Consider the following 18,387-nt stretch of genomic DNA (forward strand, 5'->3'; position numbering starts at 1 on the left):
GTGACAGTTCGCGCGCTGGAGGGAGGGTTAGCGTGCGGGGATGGGGTTGGCTTGATTGATGGGGACGCAGCCGTCAAGCTACCTAGGCGTCCAATAGCGGCGCCCTATCGGGGGCAAGTTCGTAAGCGACCACGCGTCGGCTGGGTGGTGATATGACCGTCGAGACGGCGAGGGACATCGCGATGATGCCTCTCGGCGAGACGACTGCCGGAGCGCGACCGGCACCTCACTCGGGCTTGAGCGTGATGAGCAGCAATCCTTCTTGCTTCTTGTCGGAGGGGATCACGATGATCTGCTGCTTCGACTCGCACTTGAGGTTGTTGTTGTTCTGGCAGGATGCGCGGGCCGTGTACTGCAGCGCCGCAGGAGCAGAGGTCTGCTCGATCTCGAGGATGCCGAAGTACTGTTGCGAGTCGGCGCGCATCAGCCGCATGTTCCAGGTCGACCAGGAGCTCTCGAACGCGCAAGCCGCGCTGGCGGAGTAGGTGGTCATCATCCGGTCGACGAAGGCGTTCTTGCTGACATCGAGGTTGCCGTTCCACTCGTCGCGGACGCAGTTCCCGTCCCGTGGCCACAGCTCGAGCGTGTCGCCCGGGCTCATGCCGTAGACGAAGAGTGAGATCTTGATGCTCCTGCTGCCGCCGGTGCTTCCGCCGCCGAGGAGCCCACCGCCCGACGGGTTGGCTGCGTCCGGATCTGCTGCATCACCATCTGCGGAGCCTGACGCTTCATCGGTATTCGCTTCGCCGGGATCCGCCGCATCGGTTGAGAGCGTGTCGTCGGTTCCCGGGGCATCGGTCGGATTGAGCGCGCCGAGGATCTTGTCACCGGTGCTCCCCGCTGCACCACGAGTGGGGCTGGCGCTGGGCGTCGCGGTGAGTTGCGCAGAGGCCGGTGCCTCGCCGCCGGTGTCCGGCGTGCACCCGCTGAGGAATAGCGTGACGAGGAGCGGGGCGATGATGATGCTTCGGAGGGCGGAGCGTCGCATGGCGGGGTCCTTCTGAGCGGTTGGCAAGCGGTGATACGAGATCCTCGATACCAGGGAAAGAAGTCACGACGACAGGGAACGGGTCGCGCGACGCTCTCGAAGGCTGTCGCCGAGCATAGTGGACCTCGTTTGCGCGCGATACGCCCCCATTTCGCGATGTCCGGACATGCCCCTGACGAGGTCTTCTTCCTCCCCTCCGTTCGCCTCTCGCCCGCGAGCTGTCACTCCTGGCGGTTCTGGACGTCCGAAACCAGCCACGACTGACAGCTCGCGAGCGGTCAGTTGCGGCTGGAATGGGAGGCGTCCAACCAGCCAGGAGTGACAGTTCGCGAGCTGGAGGGGAGGGTTAGCGTGCGGGGATGGCGTTGGGGTTGGCGTGGGCGCGGGCCGCGTCGACCTGGGCGCGGGCCGCATCGACCTTGGCGTGGGCCGCATCGACGTGGGCGCGGGCGGCATCGACCTGGGGACGGGCGAGCGCGGTGCCATGGGGGAGACGGATGAGCGTGTCCTCCTGGATGCCGAGGTCCTCGTAGGCGGCGTGCAAGGCCGCCACGACCGCGCCGACCGACCCGGAGAAGTCGCCCAGCTCCGCAGAGGCGAGCGTGGGGGAGACCCGCAGATTCTGCTCCAGCGCGAGCTGATACCGGTCGAGCGTCGATGTCAGGGAGTTCGCGATGCCGCCACCCAGAACGATCGTCTGCGGGTCGCAGGAGACGGTGGTCGCAGTCAGCACGATGAGCAGCGCCTGATCGAAGTGCGCGCGCAACGTCTGGAGCGCCGGCCCGGCGTCCTCCGCGAACAGCTCGTTCGGCGCCGTCAGCTCGATCCCGGCCTCCGCCGCACGACGGATGATCCCGCCGCCGGTCACGAGGTGTTCGAGCCGGGTCCCCAGCGGGCCGACCGGGAGCTGCCCGAACTCGCCGATGAGACCGTGCTCGCCCTGCAGGATGCGACCGTCGATCGCGAGGCCGGCGCCGAGGCCGGACCCGATCGTCAGCATGGCCGCGTTCCTCGCCGACCGAGCGGCGCCGAAGTGCTGCTCGCCGAGGAGCGCATAGTTGGCGTCGTTGTCGAAACGGACGGGCTTGCCGATGGCGTCCTGCGCGTCATCGAGGAACGTCACCGTCTCCACCTGCGGCAGGTTGGGCGCGTTCGACACCGTCCGATCCCGCTGGCTCACCGCACCGGGGAGGCCGAGCGAGACGTGGTCGACGCGGTCCCAGACATCGCCGGCCGCCTCGCGGATGGTGCCGGCGAGCCAGGCGGCGAGTTCGAGGGAGTCGGTCTCAACGGGGGTCGGCGTCTCGACGGCGACGAGCGGATGTGCGAGGAGGTCGGCGACGATGATGCGGGTGTTCGACGCCCCGAGATCCACGCCGACGACATAACTGCGCTCGGCGACGATGTCGAGCTGAACCGCCCGGCGGCCGCGGGTCTCGGCGATGATCTCGGCGGTCTCGGTGACGATGCCCTCTGAGAGGAGCTGGTCGACGGCCCGCGTGACGGTTGCCGCGGAGATCCCGGAGGCTTCCGCGATCTGCTTGCGGCTGGCAGGACGAGCCTGCATCAGCGCCGTGAGCACCGCTTTGCGGTTCAACTCCCGCGTGTCTTGCACCATCGAGCCCTCGTCCCCTATTGCGATCAGCCTGAACTCAAAACTACTCCAATCCTCGAAAATCACCCAATGTCAGAGCTTTTCATCGGCCCGTAATCTGTTCGATACAAACTCGGGGTTGACTTTGATTGCTTGTTGAAATCAAAATGATTTCCAACAAGTCGATGGTGACGGGCCGGATCTCTCCGAGGGCCGCCACCGGACAGGCACTCCTCACCCGGTCACGGAAGGTCACACCCCATGAGCACTGCAGCCACCACCCGAAGGTTCCGCCCCCGCGCAATCGCCGTTGGAGCCCTCGCACTCACCCTCGCCCTCGCCGGTTGCTCGGCGGGCGGCGGAAGCGGATCGACCTCGTCGTCGACTCCGGCAGCCAAGCCCAGCCTCGAATTCACCGGCCCGAACGGCGAGAAGCCGGGCGCGCTGTCCGAGCTGTCCCTCACGAGCGACGAACAGGCCAAGGTCAAGGCGGGCAAGTTCACCGCCGCCTTCGTCTGGCACACGTCGAGCGACTTCGTCACAGCCGTCGAGAAGGGCGCCCGCGACGAGTTCAAACAGCTCGGCATCGACGTCGTCGCCAGCACGCAGGCCAGCTTCAACGCAGCGACCCAGGCCAACAACGTGCAGACGGTCCTCGCGCTGAAGCCCAGCATCATCGTCACCATCGCGGTCGACCCGACCTCTGCGGCTAAGGCGTTCAAGCCCGCCGTCGACGCCGGGACGAAGCTCGTCATCATGACGACCCCGCCGGAGGGCTACAAGGCCGGCACGGACTTCGTGTCCATCGTCACCGAGAACCTCACCGAGGCCGGCCGCGACAACGCCGAGATCCTGGGCGATGCTCTCGGCAAGAAGGGCGACGTCGGCTACATCTCCTACAACGCGAACTTCTGGTTCACCAACCAGCGCGACGAGGCGTTCAAGTCCTGGCTCGCCTACGAGTACCCCGACATGAAGATCGTCGACTCGGAAGGCTTCGCCGACGAGACTGCGACGCAGACCATCGCGGCCGCCATGATCGCCAAGAACCCGAACCTCAAGGGCATCTACGTCTCCTGGGCCACCGCGGCACAGGGTGTCGTCGCCGCCATCAAGGCCTCCGGCCGCACGGACATCAAGGTCGTCACGAACGACCTCGACACCACGCTCGGCGCAGCGATGGTCTCCGGGAACACGGTCGCCGGCATGGTCGGTAACGGTTCGATCGGCATCGGCAAGGGTCTGGCCCTCGCCGGAGCGTACGGCGTGATCGGCAAGGCTGCACCGGAGCTGGTCGCGTCCGACCCGACCAAGGTCACGAAGGCCGATCTCGACAAGGGCTGGGAATCCGACTACGGAACCAAGCCGCCGTCGAGCGTCACGGGAGGCTGACCCACAGACCGGGCGGGGCGGCCGTTCCCCCCAGCAGCCGCCTCGCTCGCCCATCGCCCTTCGACAAGCTCAGGGACCACGCCCCGACCTCCCCCCGGTCCCTGAGCTTGTCGAAGGGTCCACGTCCCGTCGTCCCCCCCGGTCCCTGAGCTTGTCGAAGGGTCCACGTCCCACCCCACCCTGCGCCAACCGCCCGGCTCGTCGCCCTTCGACAAGCTCAGGGACCGGAGTGGCAGCTCAGGGACCGGAGTGGCAGCTCAGGGACCGGAACCACCTGGGGCACCCGCACCACGCACGCACCACCGAAGGAGTACCGATGCCAGGGCAGGTCACCACCGTGCTCGGACCGGTTCCAGCAGATCAGCTGGGCCGGGTCATGCCACACGAACACCTCTTGTCCCTCACCCCTGGGCCCTGGCTCACCGGCGGCGCCCGCGACGACGCCGTCGATCTCGCGGTCTCAGCGCTCACCGGTCTGCGTGAACTGGGCTTCGGCACCGTCGTGGACCTCAGCCCGTACGGGGTCGTCGGCCGGGACGCCGATGGACACAACGCAGCCTCACTCGCCGAGATCTCCCGGCGCACCGGCCTCCACATCGTGTCGGGCACCGCCTTCTACCTGGAGTCCTACTCACCAGCCTGGTCCCGCGAGGCCGATCTCGACACCCTCACGACCCGCCTCCTCAGGGATGTGCAGGGCGGCATCGGCGAATCCGGCGTCCGCGCCGGCGTGTTCGGTGAACAGGCGACGAGCCTCGGCGAGATCACCGCGCACGAGGAGAAGTGCCTGCGGGCGATCGGGCGGGCGCAGCGGGAGACCGGTCTGTCGATCATGACCCACACGACCCACGGGACGATGGCGGCCGAGCAGCTCGCGATCCTCGGATCCGAGGGCGTCGACTTCGACCGGGTCGTCATCGGCCACATGGACACCCACCTGTCCCATGACCTCGTCCGGGAGATCCTCGATGCCGGTGCGCGCGTCGCCATCGACACGATCGGCAAGCAGAACTGGGACTTCTTCCTCGGCCCTGCCCCGGAGTCGCGCCAGGAGGGCGAATTCGAGAAGCACGCCTTCCACCGCTCTGACGCCGGTCGCGCCGATCTCGTCGCCTGGCTCGTCGAGCTCGGGTACACCGACAGGATCCTCCTCGCGCAGGACCTCACGGGCGCGGAGGTCTGGATGAACCCGGACACCCACGGACAGCTCGGCTACTCCTATCTCGGAACCGTCTTCGTCGACGCGCTGCTCGAACGCGGCGTCACCCCCGACCAGTGCGAGCAACTGCTCGCCACCAACCCCGCACACGTCTTGGAGGTGCTGTGAACACGCTCACGACCGACCTCCCGTCCGGCGCGCACCGCGCATCGACCGGCTTCGTCGTCGGCATCGACCTCGGCGGCACCAAGGTCCGCGCCGGCATCGCCGACCTCTCGGGCCGCGTCCTGTATGAACTGACCGAACCGACGATCGACGGCGCCGGCCGCGGCCTCGTCCTCCAGCTGAGCGACATGGTCGCGAAGCTCGCCGAGGCTGCCGGCGCGACCTCGGTCGACGTCGTGGCGACGGCCATCGGCGGCGCCGGTGTCGCCGACGGCGACTCGGGCCGGTTCGATCGCGCCCCCAACCTCGGCGACCTCGCCGGATTCAGCCTCACGACGGAACTCGAATCCGCGCTCGGCCACCCGGTGATCCTGGAGAACGATGTGAACATCGCCGCCCTGGGTGAACTGCACGAGGGAGCAGGCGCCAAGCACGACAGCTTCGCGTTCGTATCGGTGGGCACCGGCATCGGTGTTGGGCTCATCCTCGACGGCAAGCTCTGGACGGGTGCACGCGGCGGCGCCGGCGAGATCGGCTACCTGCCGCTCGGCGCGGACCCGCTGGACCCGGCGTCGCACCGCCGCGGTGCGCTCGAAGAGGTCGTCGCTGGCGATGCGATCACCGGCCGGTACACGACCGGTTCCGGTGAACCGCTGCACAACGCCGCAGCCGTCTTCGACCGCGCAGAGCTCGGCGACCCGCACGCAACCGCCTCCCTCGATGCCGAGGCGCGATGGCTCGCCCACGCGCTCGTCGCCGTGGACGCCGTCGTGAATCCTGGACTGTTCGTCCTCGGTGGCGGCATCGGCACCCGGGTGGAACTGCTCGAACCGATCCGCGACTGGCTCGTCCTCCTCGGCCGCCCGGACCTCGAGGTCGTCATCAGCAGCCTCGGTTCACACGCCCCCATCGTCGGCGCCGTCCGACTGGCCATCGACACCGTGCTCCGCTCCGAAGAGACTGAGCTCACCCCACGAGAAAGAGACGCATCATGACAACCACGACGACCGACGGCCGGAAGACCGCCGGCGAGGCCCTGCGGCACGTCGATTGGAGGCAGTACGTCGTCTATATCGGCTTCGTTGTCGTCTTCATCTACTTCGCGGCCACGCAGGGAGGGAACTTCCTCAATGTGACGACCCTCGTCAACATCGTCACCCAGGCCGCCCCGATCACGGTCATGGCCGTTGGTGCGGTGTTCGTGCTCTCGATCGGGCACATCGACCTGTCGATCGGTTCCACGGTGGCGCTGTCATCGCTCGGCGCGGCCGTGACGTTGCAGTCGACTCACCAGTGGTGGATCGCGGCCCTCGCCGGGCTCGCGATCGGCGCTGCGGTCGGTGCGGTGAACGGTGCGTTCGTCACGATCATGCGACTGCCCTCGTTCCTCGTGACCCTCGCGACGATGGGGCTCGTCACCGGTCTCGCCCAACAGCTCACCAACCTGCAGTCGGTCCCGGTGACGGAGCCGGTGTTCAGCTTCGTCTTCGGCGGCGGCACCCTCCTCGGCATCCCGATCCTCATCTGGTGGACCGTGATCATCGTCGCGATCGGGTGGCACGTCCTCCGGCAGCGTCGCTTCGGCGCCCACGTGCTCGCGGTCGGCAACAAGCCTGCGGCCGCAGCCGTGAGCGGTATCCGGGTCAACCGGGTCACGATGATCGTCTTCATCCTGAGCGGTGCGACCGCGGCGCTCGCCGGCCTCCTGTACGCCGGTCGGCTCGCGGGAGCCACCTACACGCTCGGCACCTCCGACCTCATGAGTGTGCTCGCCGCGGTCATCGTCGGCGGCACCGCGCTCACGGGCGGCAAGGGCTCGATCATCGGCGCCCTCGTCGGCAGCCTGTTCATGAGCATGATCAACTACGGCCTGCTCCTCGGCGGCCTCAACGTCGCACAGCAGATGATCGTGCGCGGTGTGATCATCCTCATCGCCGTCTCCCTCTCCCTCCGCGCCAAGAAGAGCAGTTAGGACCACCGATGTTCTTGGACCTCCTCCGCCGCCGCAACCCGACGCTCCTCGAAGCGGCCGCGCGATTCCACCAGGACGGGACGATCCCCGCCAACACGTACGTGATCGATCTCGATGCGGTCACCCGCAATGCGACGGCGCTCGCCGCAGAGGCCGCCCGCCTCGGGCTGACGCCGTTCGCGATGACGAAGCAGATCGGCCGGAACCCGGACGCGTCCCTGGCGATCGCCGCGGGTGGCATCAGCCATTCGGTCGGTGTCGACCTGGAGTGCGCGATCGCCGCCGCCGCGGGTGGGCTCAGGGCAGGTCACCTCGGTCACCTCGTGCAGATCCCCAAGCACCGAGCCGCTGCCGCCGCTGCACTCGCACCGCTCTATTGGACGGTGTTCTCGGAGACGAAAGCGGCCGAAGCCGGTGCGGCAGCGATCGCCGCCGGTCGTGTGCAGGACCTGCTGTTGCGCATCGTCGCCCCCGGGGACCGCTTCTATCGCGGTCACGAGGGCGGGTTCGATGCTGCGGATGTCGTTGCGATCGCCGACCGGATCGATGCGATCCCCGGTGTGCGATTCGCCGGGATCACCACGTTCCCCGCGACGCTCTTCGACCGCGCGAGCGGGACGGCGAAGTCGACGCCGAACCTCGCGACGCTCACCACCGCGCTGCGGGCGCTCGAGCAGGCCGGACGTCAGGACGTGCAGGTCAACGCGCCGGGCACGACGTCGGTCTCCATCCTCTCGACGCTCGCCGAGGCGGGCGCCACGCAGGTGGAGCCGGGCCACGGACTGACCGGGACGACTCCGCTGCACGCGGCGCACGACCTCGTCGAGGAGCCGGCCATCGCGTACGTGTCGGAGGTCTCGCACCTCTGGAACGGTGACGCGTACGTGTTCGGCGGCGGCCTCTACGTCGACCCGGTGTTGGAGGGCACGCCCACGAGCGCCCTGTTCGTCTCACCGGGTGCCGATGTCGCGACCGCGCCGGAACTGCACGTGGACATGCCGGCGGCCGACGCCATCGACTACTACGCAAGTGTTCCGCTCGGCGACCACCGAGCGGCCCCCGGCGACACCGTCATCTTCGGGTTCCGCCCCCAGGTGTTCGTGTCGCGTGGGCTCACCGCCGGAATCTCCGGGCTGTCCACCGGCAACCCGGTCGTCGCCGGGATCTGGTCGGCCGACGGCTCGGCACCGCTCACCGTCGACGACGCACTCCGCGGTGTCGGCGGCCCAACTCCAGCAAGCGCATCCAGCGCATCCAGCGTCTCCAGTGCATCCGGGAGGACAGCATGACCATCGCAGACACCACCTCGACGCCGCCGGCCTCTGGCAGAGCGGTCAACCCGCTCCGGCTCGACGGCATCACGAAGCACTTCGGCGGCATCGTCGCGATCAAGCGGTTCGATCTCGAGATCGAGACGGGGGAGATCGTCGCCCTCGTCGGCGACAACGGCGCCGGCAAGTCCACACTCGTCAAGATCATCTCCGGGCTCTACCAGCCGACCGATGGTGAGATCTGGTTGAACGGGGAGCGGACGACGTTCCGGGATGCGTCGGACGCCCGCAACAAGGGTGTCGAGGTCGTCTATCAGGACCTCGCGCTCGTCGATCTGCAGCCCGTCTACATGAACTTGTTCCTCGGGCGGGAACTGCGGAAGAAGCCGTTCGGCATCCTCGATCGCAAGGAGATGGCGACTCGCACGCAGGCGCTCGTCGACGAGCTCGACGTGCGCATCCCGTCCGCGAAGGCCGCGCTGAGCGACCTGTCCGGCGGGCAGCGTCAGGGCATCGCGATCGCTCGCGCCACGCACTGGTCGAGCAGTCTGGTGCTCATGGACGAGCCGACCGCCGCCCTCGGTGTCGCGGAGACCGCGAAGGTGGAGGAGACGATCCTCAAGCTCAAGGCGCGCGGTGCGGCCGTGCTCATCGTGAGCCACAACATGGAGCAGGTGTTCCGCATCGCCGACCGCGTCACGGTTCTCCGCCGCGGCACGCAGGTGGCGACGAAGACCGTCGCCGAGACCACGCACAACGAACTCGTCTCGATGATCACGGGCCTCACCTCGTGAGCGACGGTGTGACGAGCGACGGGATCGTGAGCGACGGTGCTGTGAGCGACGGGATCGTGCGCGGCGCGATCATGCGCTCGGAGATCGCCGAGCAACCGGACCGATGGCTCGACCTGCTCGCAGGGCAGCGCGAGGCGATCGATGCAGCAGCCGGCCTCATCCGCGACGACAAGCCGGAGATGCTCGTCTTCATCGCGCGCGGATCGAGTGATCACGCGGCCATGTACGGCCAGTACCTCGCCCACAACCTGTTGCGGATCCCGGCGATGCTCGCGACGCCGGCGACCGTGACGGCGTTCGGGACGCAGCTGCGGTATCCGTCGGCCGTCGCGATCGCGGTCTCGCAGTCCGGGCAGTCGCCGGACCTCATCGAGACGGCGGCGTCGATCGTCGATACCGGCGTCCCGCTCGTCTCGCTGACGAACGACGCCCGGAGTGGACTGGCCGGCCTTGCGCGCATCCACGTCCCGTTGAGCGCCGGGCCGGAGGTGTCGGTCGCCGCGACGAAGACCTACACGGCCGAGCTCCTCGCCATCGCGTTCATCCTGTTGCGGGCGTCCGGCGAGAGCTGGTCGTCGATCGAGGCGCGGGTCGCTGCGCTCGTCGACGTCGTGCGCGACGGGCTCGCGCAGCCCATCGACCACCTCGTCGCTGCGCTCGACGGGCGGCAGCGGGTCCTCGTCGTCGGGCGGGGATACTCGATGTCCTCCGCACGCGAGGGGGCGCTGAAGCTCATGGAGACCAACGCGATCGCGGCGTCCGGGTGGAGTGCGGCCGATGCGACGCACGGCCCGCTCGGGCAGGTCGTCCCGGGGAGCGCGGTCGTCGTGTTGACGGCGGGCACGTCCGGGCGGGCGTCCGTGCTGTCGTTCGCGGAGGCTGCTGCTGCGCTCGGCGGGGACGTCATCGAGGTCGGTGCTGGGCTCGTTCCCGATGCCGTGGCGCGTATCGACGTGCCCTCATCCGATGAGTTGCTGACGCCCATCGCGGAGATCATCCCGCTGCAGCGTCTCGCCCTCGAACTCGCGGTCGGTCGGGGTCTCGACCCCGACACCCCCGCCGGCCTCCGCAAGGTGACTCTGACGCACTAGCCCACTTCCTTCTGCCGAGGGGTCGCAAAGTGCGGGTGCGACGCGCAAACACCCGCACTTTGCGACCCCTCGGCAGAAGCGGGAGCGGGTTGTGGTGCGCGGACTACGCGTTTTGATCGTCAAACCATATGATATGGCAATGCCGGTACCTCAGAACTCGCCCCGACTCGACCGAACCTCCCTCCGCGACGATGTCTACCGGCGCCTGCGTGAAGACATCGTCGCCGGTGTGTATCTCCCGGGTGAGCGGCTGCGCGAGTCCATGATCGAAGCGCGGATGGGCGCCTCGCGGACCCCGGTCCGGGAAGCGCTCAGCCGGCTCGACGCCGACGGGTTCGTCGATGTGCTGCCGCAGCGTGAGACGCGTGTGCGCGACGTTGGCTCGCAAGAGATCTGCGACGCGATCATCGTCCTGAGGCATGTGTTCGGGACGCAGGTCCAGCTCGCCGTCGAGTCGCACGATGCGGCGATGCTGGAGCGCATCCGCGCGTATCACGCGCTCATCGTCGAAGACCTGCTCGCAGAAGCCCGGGCGATTGCGGAGGGCGATGCGCTCGGCGAACTGCTCGATGCCTTCCTCGGTGTGGCAGGGAATCCGACGCTCCAGCGGGCGGTGCGGGCCATCGCGCTCCACCTGCGCTGGTACGCGAACACCACGCCCGGCCTGGCCACGCACCTGGGCGTCGGTGCGGCCCGGGTGGCCGACATGCTCAGCGCGTGCGAGCGTGGCGACGTCGAGCGGGTCCGCGGGCTCTTCGACGCCTGGTTCGCCCAGGTGCTTCGAGTGCTTGCCGAGCCAGCGCCGGTCCGGGTGGCTGCGGAGTTCCCGAAGTCGCTCGTCAAGCCCCGGCAACTGCTGCGGGAGCAGGTGTATGTCGTCCTGCTGGATGCGCTGCGGCGCACGGAGTTCGCTTCAGGGGAGCGCCTGCGTGAGGACCAGCTCCTGTCCTGGCTCGGCGTCTCGCGGGTGCCGCTCCGGGATGCGCTCGGGCGCCTCGAACTCATCGGTCTCGTCGAGACGCTGCCAGGCCGGATGACTCGCGTCGCGGTGCTGGATGTCGACCAGCTGTCCTGGGTGATGTCGGCGCTGGGGGTGTTCGCAGGGCTCGCGATGCGTCTCGGCGTGCCGAAGATCTGCGTCGAGGACATCGCCCAGGTCCGTCTCGCGCGGGCGCGCCTCGATGAGGCATTGGCGGCAGAGGATGTGATCGAGGGGATCGCGGCGGTCATCGATGCGCTGATGGTGGTCGTGGACGCATCGGAGAATCAGTCGCTCGTGACCATTCTCCTCAGTCTGACTCCGTGGATCTATCGACGGACGCAGCTGCGACCTGCTCCCGATCTCCGGCTGCTCGATGACGTGTTGGCGGGGTTGGAGGATGGCATCGATCGGCGTGATGCGGGAGCTGCAGCGCGGGCGGTGGTGGCTTACTTCGACCAGGTGGCGGTGCGGGTCGGGCGCGCGACGCCGGTGATCATGGTTGACGACGCTGGGGTCCGAACCGATGAGTAGGACTGATGTGGGACTCATTGACTCAGGATCGACCGGGGTGGCCTGGGCTGGCTCACGTTGCTGGCGACGTAGTGGTACCAAACTTCTCGCGAGAAAATACTAGATGATGTTGCACTCACACTGAAAATATGGCAAACTCGTGATCACTCGAAAATATTAGATGGGAAGAACTCCCTATCGTGAGAGGACGCGCAATGCCGGTGCCGACCATGCAGGTCCCGATCGCGAGCAGGATGATCGACAAGCAGCTCCTCGGGGACTCGATTTACGAGCGTCTCCTCAGCGACATCATCCTCGGGCGATACATGCCAGAAGAACGACTCAACGTCGATGCCATCGCCGAAGAGTTCGGCGTCTCACGCACACCGGTGCGAGAGGCGATCATCAGGTTGTCGTCGGCCGGTTTCGTCGAGGTCGTTCGGAACAGCCGCACCCAGGTCGCCGAGTGGAGCGCCGCGGACATGAGAGACCGGCTGGAGGTCGGCGGGCGCCTCGTCTGCCTCGTGATTCGCGACTCCAGACTCGACCTGTCCCGCCTCGTCGGAAGCACTCAGGCCCTCGGCCTCGATCCGACGCCGACCGCGGATACGACGGCATTCCTGGATTTCGTCGAACGGATCATCAACAACGGCAGCAACGCGATTGCAGACACCGTCCTGTTCGACCTCATGGCCCCCTTGCGCCTGTTCTTCCGCGAGGAAGTGATCGAACGCCATCAGATCGATCTCGCCGGAGCATCACACTCTCGCACGCGCCGGTTGATCACCGCGATGGACGCGGTTGCTGCTGGTCGTGCAGGCGAGGCTCAGCAACTCCTGGATGCCTACGTGATGCAGCTCGCATCGGCAGTGTGGCCGAAGCCTGAGGACGATTGATCGACAAACCGATGCCGCTCTCGCGGTGCGGCAATCCTCGTCTTTGGCGTCGGTCCGGGCAGTTCGCCCGTCCGGCGCCTTTCGTCGCGTTCGCGGCGGTATGACTCGTGCCCGCTCTCGGAAGCGGATCGGATCGTCTACGGCCACCCGGCATCGGTTCTCACCGGTTGCCAGGGTGGCCGTTCGTGTTGCGGTCAGGACGAGGAACGTCCGAGCTCTGGCACAGCGGCTCCGAACACATCCCGGAGCGCGGTTCTCGCGGCATGGTAGCCGCCCATGCCGTGGACGCCTGGGCCGGGAGTTGCTGAGGCCGAGCACAGGTAGAGTCCGGTTCCTGCACGCCACGGGTCGGCGCCCAGCCGTGGCCGGGCCACGAGCTGCCGGAGGTCGACGGCGCCGCCGGCGATGTCGCCGCCGACGAAGTTCGCATTGCCGCGTTCGATGGCGGTGGCCGGAGTCGCGTGCGAGGCGAGGACGAGGTCCCTGAACCCGGGGGCGAACCGCTCGATCTGCGCGGTGACCGCCTCGGTCATGTCGAGGTCCGATCCGGCGGGCACGTGTGCGTAGGTCCAGACCGAGTGGGCGCTGCCCGGAGCCCGTGTCGGGTCGACGATGCTCGGCTGTGACAGGAGGACGTACGGGGCTTCCGCATGGCGTCCTGCAGCGACCTCCTGCTCGGCTGCCGAGATCTCGGCGCGCGTCCCTCCGACGTGTACCGTGCCGGCGGATCGGATGTCCGGGTCCGCCCAGGGGATCGGTCCGGACAGGGCGAAATCGACTTTGGAGGCGGCGTTGCCGTGTCGGAATCGGTTGAGCGCACGCACATAGCCCGGAGCGAGCCGGCGACCCGCGATCCTGAGGAGCTGGCCCGGATCGGTATCGAAGAGGACGGCTCTGGCCGGGGGAAGCTCGGCCAGATCGGTGATCCGGGCGCCAGTGACGATCGTGCCGCCGTTGGCGCGGAAGTCGGAGGCGAGCGCATCGGTGATGCTCTGTGTGCCGTGGCGGGGGATCGGCCATCCGGCGGTGTGGGCGAGGGCTCCGAGCATCAAGCCGGGGGCAGCGGTGCCGAAGGACGGGATGGGCCCGATCGAGTGGGCCAGGACGCCGGCGAGCATGGCGGGTGCGATGCGGTCGCGGAAGGCGAGTGCGCCGAGCGGGGTGCTGTGGGCGAGGACGCGGACTCCGTATGAAGCGGTCGTCAACGGTGTGCGCACGCCCTGCTGCATCGGCGACATCGCGAGTTGGATGTAGCGGTCGATGTGCTGGGCGAGTGGGCCGAAGAGCCGGCGCCACGCTGCGCCATCTGCTCCGAGGGCGTCGACGGTCCGATCGAGGTCGTGCCAGGCGATTCCGCTCGCGGCACCGACGACGGGGTGTGCGTAGGAGGCGTCCGGGACGCTGAACTCGACGCGGTCCGTCAGCTGGAAGTCGCGGAAGAAGGGGGAGGCGAAAGCCATGGGGTGCACTGCTGCGCCCCAATCGTGGCGGAACCCGGGGAGCGTTGCTTCGCTCGTCCGGGCCCCGCCGCCGATGTCAGGGTTGGCCTCGTAGAGAACTACTTCGAGGCCGGCTCGGGCGAGGACGACGCCGGCGGCGAGGCCGTTGGGGCCGCTTCCGACGATGATCGCGTCGACCTGCGCCCGGGTCATGATGCTGCGATGAGCGCGGGCTGGCGCTCGGACTCGGTGGTGGCCGATTCGGTTTCCGGGGCGTCGAGTTCGGCTGCAGGTGTTGCGGCCACGGTGGGCTGAGCCTTGCCGGACGTGCTGCGCCAGGTCTTCGTGAGTCCGCCGGCCATCGCCTTCCAGGTGATGTCGCGGATGAAGATCGCGTCGATGGCGATCATCGAGAGCGAGAACCAGGGCAGGCCCATCAGCACGGCGATGCCGAGGTGGAAGCCGAGGACGACGATCAGGGCGACGATGCGGGTTCCGCGGCGCATGAGCATCAGCGGGAAGCCGAGCTGGACGAGCAGGGTGACCGCGGTCATCGCTGCGACGCCGGGGCCCCACGCGGTGACGAGGGCGCTCAGCTCAGGCCACGGACCGAACTGGACGGTGTGGATCGGGTCGTAGATGGCCCAGCCGCCGGACCACGGGTCGCCGCCGGACTTGTACATGGCGCCGGAGACGTAGATGAAGAACACGTGCGTCGCCATCACGATGATCGCGAGGTTCTGCGCGAGGCTCGTCGACCAGGCGGGGAGCACCGGCTGGAAGCGTGACCAGCGCACGAGGACGTTCCCGCCCGTGCCGGCGAAGCGTTCGCGGCGGCGGGCGTCGAAGGACCAGCGGTCTGCACACGCGGTGAAGAACATCGCGAGCATGACCATGCGGGTCAGGTTGTCGGACTGGTCCGAGACGAGCTCGTTGACCTCCACGAGCCCCACCCAGAGGATGAACATCACCACGAGGGAGATCCGGGTGCGGTATCCGACGATGAATGAGACGGCTGCGATTCCGAGGATCACGTAGAGCGTGGTGAAGAGGGTGTCGTTCGTCGCCGCTTCAACCATGATGTTGACGGGCCAGATCGAGGCGAACTCCGACGTCGGTGAGCCGTGCTGACCGGTCCAGGATGCGCCGGAGGCGAAGGTGTAGAGGCGCGTGCTCCAGTTGGTGAGGAGCATGCCGAGAACGGTGGCGCCGAGGAGCATCCGGGTGACGGCGAGTCCGTACTGGGCGTGCTTGCCGTCGAGGAGCCAGGATTCACCCTGGCCGATGAGCGAGCGAACGAGTGAGACGAGGCCCGCGAAGCCGCGGCCGATGAGCGAGGTCACGACGTTTTTCAGCCGGACGGGGATGGAAGGTGCGGTGGTCATTTGCTGCTCCTGTCGTATGCGTCGAGGAAGGTCTTCGCGAAGTCGTCGGTCGACTGGTCGTCGAGGGTGATGAGTCCGCGCCAGCCGAGCGGGACGATCGTGGGTGCGGGGCGCTCAGCGTCCGGGTTGTTGCGCTGGTCGAAGGGGATGATGTTCTGGCGTGAGGATTCGTACTGGACCTGCACGACCTTGTCGCCCCACACGGCCTTGGCGACCTGAGTTGCATAGGCGTCCGTGTAGCGTTCCTGGACGATGTAGTTGACGACGTCGTTCTTGTTGCTGTTGTCAGCGGCTTCGTCCATTGCGATCTGCAAGCGGCCGAGCCATGAGTCGCCCTTGTAGTAGTTGAGCTTGGCGATTTCCTGCTGTTCGGGGGTGAGCTTCTGCCAGGCGTCCTTCAGCTGCGAGGACTGCTTGATGGCGAGACCTGCCGCGCGCGGCGGGAAGAGGTTGTGGTGTGCCATCGAGGTCTCCACGTCTGTGGCTGAGACCCATTCGGTGGCCTGCTCTTCGCCGTTCTCGTCGAGGACGATTGCACGGATGCTGAGGTAGTAGTCGCCGTTGATCGGCTCCGGGGCGAACACGCTCCAGCTCTGGCCGTACCAGGGGAGCATGTAGTTCCGAAGCGTGTCGCCGGGCACTGCATCGCGCAGCGGGGTGACCGGGGCGATCCAGAGGAACGTCGCGAAGACGTGCCAGAGCGTGAAGAGCACCGCTCCTGCGCTGACGATGCGCACGACGATCGTGCGCCGCGTGGGGGTCGGGGTGGCGGGTGTCTTCGCCATCACGTGTCCTTTCGTTGTCTGATATTTCATGTCTCACATATGATGACATACCGTTCATCAAAACACAAGGCCATCTAATATTTTGTTTGAATGGCATGCATGGGAAGGCCCCCGCCTCGCACTGGGTGCGGGACGGGGGCCGGTGAGCAACTGAGTGCTCAGGTGTTACAGGGCCGAATCGTTGCTCTCGGCCTGGCTCTGCTTGCGACGGCGAGCGAAGATGAACGCGAGCGCGCCACCTCCGAGCGCGATCATCGCAGCGATGAGCGAGGTGAAGACGCCATCGGCGCCCGTGTGGGCGAGGCTTCCGCCGGCCTCGGACCCGTTGGTGCTCGACGAAGCCGAGGCGCCCTGCGTGCTGGTGTTGGACGTGGAGTCCTTGCCCTGCGTGCTCGTGTTGGACGTGGAGTCGTTTCCGTTGGTGCTGGCGTTGGCTACCGCGTTGGTGGCGTTCGCGTTGGCGTCGCCGGTCGTGTCGGTCGTCGCGCTCGCTCCGTTGGTGCTAGAGGTTGCGTTGGCGTCCTTCGATGCGTCCGTGGAGGACGTGGCGATGGCTGCTGCCTGAGTCGCTGCGGAGGCGTCGCCGTTCTTCGCGGCGCTTGCCTGTGCGTTGGTGTTCGCGGAGTTGTCGGCCTGTGCCGCCGCCTGTGCTGCCGCAGCGGCTGCAGCGTCAGTGTCCTTGGATGCGTCGACTGATGCGTCGGCGTCAGCTGCCTTAGCGGCTGCTGCGGTGGCGTCACCATTCGTCGCTGCGGAGGCGGTGGTGGTGGCGTCGGCCTGTGCTGCGGCCTGGGCTGCGGCGTTGGCGTTGCTGTCTGCTGCTGCGGATGCTGCGGCGTTCGCGTTTGCGGTTGCTGCGGTGTTGGCGTCTGCTGCGGCTGCCGTGTTGGCGTTCGCTGTCGTGTTGGCGTCCTTCGATGCGTCGGTGGAGGACGTGGCGATGGCTGCTGCCTGTGCTGCGGAGGTGGCGTCGCCGTTCGTCGCGGCGGATGCTTCCGCGTTGGTCGTGTCGGTGGCGTCATTCTGTGCTGCTGCTTCAGCCGCAGCGATCGAGGCGGCATCGGAGTCTTTGGAGGCGTCAACCGAAGCATCGGTGTCTGCTGCCGCCTGTGCTGCTGCCTTCGCGTCGCCGTCTGCTGCTGCGGACGCGGTCGAGCTTGCGTCGGCCTTGGCGGCTGCCTGGGCTGCTGCGTTGGCCTTGCTGTCGGCGGACGCCGAAGCCGAAGCGTTCGAGTTGCCTTCCGGTTCGGTGGTTACGCGGTCGCTGATGCGCATTGCCCACGGGTTCTTGGTCACCGAGAAGAAGACATTCGGGACGCCGGGGCCCACCACGCCGAGCCCGTAGGACGAGTCTGCGGTGTACTTGAGCGTGGCTGCGGTGGGGCTCGTTTTGGCGAACGTCCAGTTTTGGCGAGTGCTGCCGTCGCATGTCTGAGCCGTGATGCGCGTCCCTTCCGCGAGAGTCGCGGGGGCAGTCAGGCAGAGTTTCGTACCTCGGAGCGTGTAGACAGGACCTGATTCGTTGGGGGCCGGGTATGACCACTGCCGGCCGAACAGGTCGTGGTTCGGCGGGTCGGGGACGATCAGCGCCTTGATGTCGCCTGCATTCAGGCGGTCTGGTGCGATCCAGTTCGCCTGAGAACCAGGGATGAAGAACTGGATCCAGCCGTACTGGCGCGGGTTCTGCGCCTGCGGTGCAGCTGCTTCGGTCGACACCGAAGTTACCTCGGCCGCACTGGCGGCGATGGCTGTGGTGGAGAAGCTACCGAAGGCGGTAGCGACGATGCCGGCACCGGCGAGTAGTTTCGTGACTTTCTTCACGAGGTTCCTTTCAAGAGAGTTCCGGTCTCAGGAGAAGAGAACCGGTTGGGCAGGTGGCCGACGAGCGGGCACCTCGGGTGCTGCGTGATGCGTTCGGGAAGAGAGTGTGGTTTCGCCGCGTCGATCCCGAATCGAGCGCTCGA

The 18,387-nt window shown here is 67.4% G+C and carries 15 protein-coding genes; 9 read left to right on the forward strand and 6 right to left on the reverse strand.

From position 1 onward, the window contains the following. Positions 1-226 precede the first annotated feature (226 nt). The gene (locus ACL9RL_RS17795; protein WP_422781626.1) at positions 227-988 is read right to left on the reverse strand and encodes a hypothetical protein; all 762 of its coding nucleotides are present in this window, start codon (positions 986-988) and stop codon (positions 227-229) included. 346 nt (positions 989-1,334) lie between these two features. After that, positions 1,335-2,606: an ROK family transcriptional regulator gene (locus ACL9RL_RS17800; protein ID WP_422781627.1), complete on the reverse strand. Its 1,272-nt coding sequence runs from the start codon at positions 2,604-2,606 to the stop codon at positions 1,335-1,337. A 237-nt stretch (positions 2,607-2,843) separates the two neighbouring features. Here ACL9RL_RS17800 and ACL9RL_RS17805 point away from each other — a divergent pair, with 237 nt between their 5' ends. The 9 genes from ACL9RL_RS17805 to ACL9RL_RS17845 all read left to right on the forward strand — a co-directional run bounded on the left by ACL9RL_RS17805 (position 2,844) and on the right by ACL9RL_RS17845 (position 12,814). Next, positions 2,844-3,974 (forward strand): substrate-binding domain-containing protein, encoded by a 1,131-nt coding sequence (locus ACL9RL_RS17805; protein ID WP_422781628.1) that lies wholly within the window; start codon positions 2,844-2,846, stop codon positions 3,972-3,974. Between the two features lie 316 nt (positions 3,975-4,290). Next, on the forward strand, positions 4,291-5,301 hold the full coding sequence (locus ACL9RL_RS17810; protein WP_422781629.1) for a phosphotriesterase family protein: 1,011 nt from the start codon (positions 4,291-4,293) through the stop codon (positions 5,299-5,301). Next, positions 5,298-6,293, forward strand: a complete 996-nt coding sequence (locus ACL9RL_RS17815) for an ROK family protein (RefSeq protein ID WP_422781630.1) — start codon at positions 5,298-5,300, stop codon at positions 6,291-6,293. The genes ACL9RL_RS17810 and ACL9RL_RS17815 overlap by 4 nt, the downstream gene beginning before the upstream one ends. Next, a complete protein-coding gene (locus ACL9RL_RS17820; protein ID WP_422781631.1) occupies positions 6,290-7,270 on the forward strand; it encodes an ABC transporter permease in 981 nt (326 codons plus the stop codon). The genes ACL9RL_RS17815 and ACL9RL_RS17820 overlap by 4 nt, the downstream gene beginning before the upstream one ends. An 8-nt stretch (positions 7,271-7,278) precedes the next feature. Continuing rightward, positions 7,279-8,559: an alanine racemase gene (locus tag ACL9RL_RS17825; RefSeq protein WP_422781632.1), complete on the forward strand. Its 1,281-nt coding sequence runs from the start codon at positions 7,279-7,281 to the stop codon at positions 8,557-8,559. After that, the gene (locus ACL9RL_RS17830) at positions 8,556-9,335 is read left to right on the forward strand and encodes an ATP-binding cassette domain-containing protein (protein WP_422781633.1); all 780 of its coding nucleotides are present in this window, start codon (positions 8,556-8,558) and stop codon (positions 9,333-9,335) included. Before ACL9RL_RS17825 ends, ACL9RL_RS17830 begins: the two co-directional genes overlap by 4 nt. After that, positions 9,332-10,426 carry an SIS domain-containing protein gene (locus ACL9RL_RS17835; protein WP_422781634.1) on the forward strand — a complete coding sequence of 365 codons (1,095 nt, stop codon included), beginning with the start codon at positions 9,332-9,334 and terminating at the stop codon, positions 10,424-10,426. The genes ACL9RL_RS17830 and ACL9RL_RS17835 overlap by 4 nt, the downstream gene beginning before the upstream one ends. A gap of 139 nt (positions 10,427-10,565) precedes the next feature. Next, the gene (locus ACL9RL_RS17840) at positions 10,566-11,939 is read left to right on the forward strand and encodes a GntR family transcriptional regulator (RefSeq protein ID WP_422781635.1); all 1,374 of its coding nucleotides are present in this window, start codon (positions 10,566-10,568) and stop codon (positions 11,937-11,939) included. Positions 11,940-12,133: 194 nt separating this feature from the next. Further along, a complete protein-coding gene (locus tag ACL9RL_RS17845) occupies positions 12,134-12,814 on the forward strand; it encodes a GntR family transcriptional regulator (protein WP_422781636.1) in 681 nt (226 codons plus the stop codon). 194 nt (positions 12,815-13,008) lie between these two features. Here ACL9RL_RS17845 and ACL9RL_RS17850 read toward each other — a convergent pair whose 3' ends face one another. The 4 genes from ACL9RL_RS17850 to ACL9RL_RS17865 all read right to left on the reverse strand — a co-directional run bounded on the left by ACL9RL_RS17850 (position 13,009) and on the right by ACL9RL_RS17865 (position 18,244). Then, positions 13,009-14,466 (reverse strand): phytoene desaturase family protein, encoded by a 1,458-nt coding sequence (locus tag ACL9RL_RS17850; protein WP_422781637.1) that lies wholly within the window; start codon positions 14,464-14,466, stop codon positions 13,009-13,011. Then, positions 14,463-15,638 carry an HTTM domain-containing protein gene (locus ACL9RL_RS17855; protein WP_422781638.1) on the reverse strand — a complete coding sequence of 392 codons (1,176 nt, stop codon included), beginning with the start codon at positions 15,636-15,638 and terminating at the stop codon, positions 14,463-14,465. The genes ACL9RL_RS17850 and ACL9RL_RS17855 overlap by 4 nt, the downstream gene beginning before the upstream one ends. Beyond that, positions 15,635-16,423 carry a DUF5819 family protein gene (locus ACL9RL_RS17860; protein ID WP_422781639.1) on the reverse strand — a complete coding sequence of 263 codons (789 nt, stop codon included), beginning with the start codon at positions 16,421-16,423 and terminating at the stop codon, positions 15,635-15,637. The genes ACL9RL_RS17855 and ACL9RL_RS17860 overlap by 4 nt, the downstream gene beginning before the upstream one ends. A gap of 165 nt (positions 16,424-16,588) precedes the next feature. After that, positions 16,589-18,244, reverse strand: coding sequence for a hypothetical protein (locus tag ACL9RL_RS17865; protein ID WP_422781640.1), 1,656 nt, complete (start codon positions 18,242-18,244; stop codon positions 16,589-16,591). Between the last annotated feature and the right edge of the window lie 143 nt (positions 18,245-18,387).

Origin of the sequence: Plantibacter sp. Mn2098 (genome assembly GCF_049319745.1) — a bacterium.
In the GTDB taxonomy this organism is placed as follows: Bacteria; Actinomycetota; Actinomycetes; order Actinomycetales; family Microbacteriaceae; genus Plantibacter.

Bases quoted from the DNA above. Each gene is read 5' to 3' on its own strand.
- ACL9RL_RS17795 (WP_422781626.1), bottom strand. From the start codon at position 988: ATGCGACGCTCCGCCCTCCGAAGCATCATCATCGCCCCGCTCCTCGTC.
- ACL9RL_RS17800 (WP_422781627.1), bottom strand. From the start codon at position 2,606: ATGGTGCAAGACACGCGGGAGTTGAACCGCAAAGCGGTGCTCACGGCG.
- ACL9RL_RS17805 (WP_422781628.1), top strand. From the start codon at position 2,844: ATGAGCACTGCAGCCACCACCCGAAGGTTCCGCCCCCGCGCAATCGCC.
- ACL9RL_RS17810 (WP_422781629.1), top strand. From the start codon at position 4,291: ATGCCAGGGCAGGTCACCACCGTGCTCGGACCGGTTCCAGCAGATCAG.
- ACL9RL_RS17820 (WP_422781631.1), top strand. From the start codon at position 6,290: ATGACAACCACGACGACCGACGGCCGGAAGACCGCCGGCGAGGCCCTG.
- ACL9RL_RS17825 (WP_422781632.1), top strand. From the start codon at position 7,279: ATGTTCTTGGACCTCCTCCGCCGCCGCAACCCGACGCTCCTCGAAGCG.
- ACL9RL_RS17830 (WP_422781633.1), top strand. From the start codon at position 8,556: ATGACCATCGCAGACACCACCTCGACGCCGCCGGCCTCTGGCAGAGCG.
- ACL9RL_RS17840 (WP_422781635.1), top strand. From the start codon at position 10,566: ATGCCGGTACCTCAGAACTCGCCCCGACTCGACCGAACCTCCCTCCGC.
- ACL9RL_RS17845 (WP_422781636.1), top strand. From the start codon at position 12,134: ATGCCGGTGCCGACCATGCAGGTCCCGATCGCGAGCAGGATGATCGAC.
- ACL9RL_RS17850 (WP_422781637.1), bottom strand. From the start codon at position 14,466: ATGACCCGGGCGCAGGTCGACGCGATCATCGTCGGAAGCGGCCCCAAC.
- ACL9RL_RS17855 (WP_422781638.1), bottom strand. From the start codon at position 15,638: ATGACCACCGCACCTTCCATCCCCGTCCGGCTGAAAAACGTCGTGACC.
- ACL9RL_RS17860 (WP_422781639.1), bottom strand. From the start codon at position 16,423: ATGGCGAAGACACCCGCCACCCCGACCCCCACGCGGCGCACGATCGTC.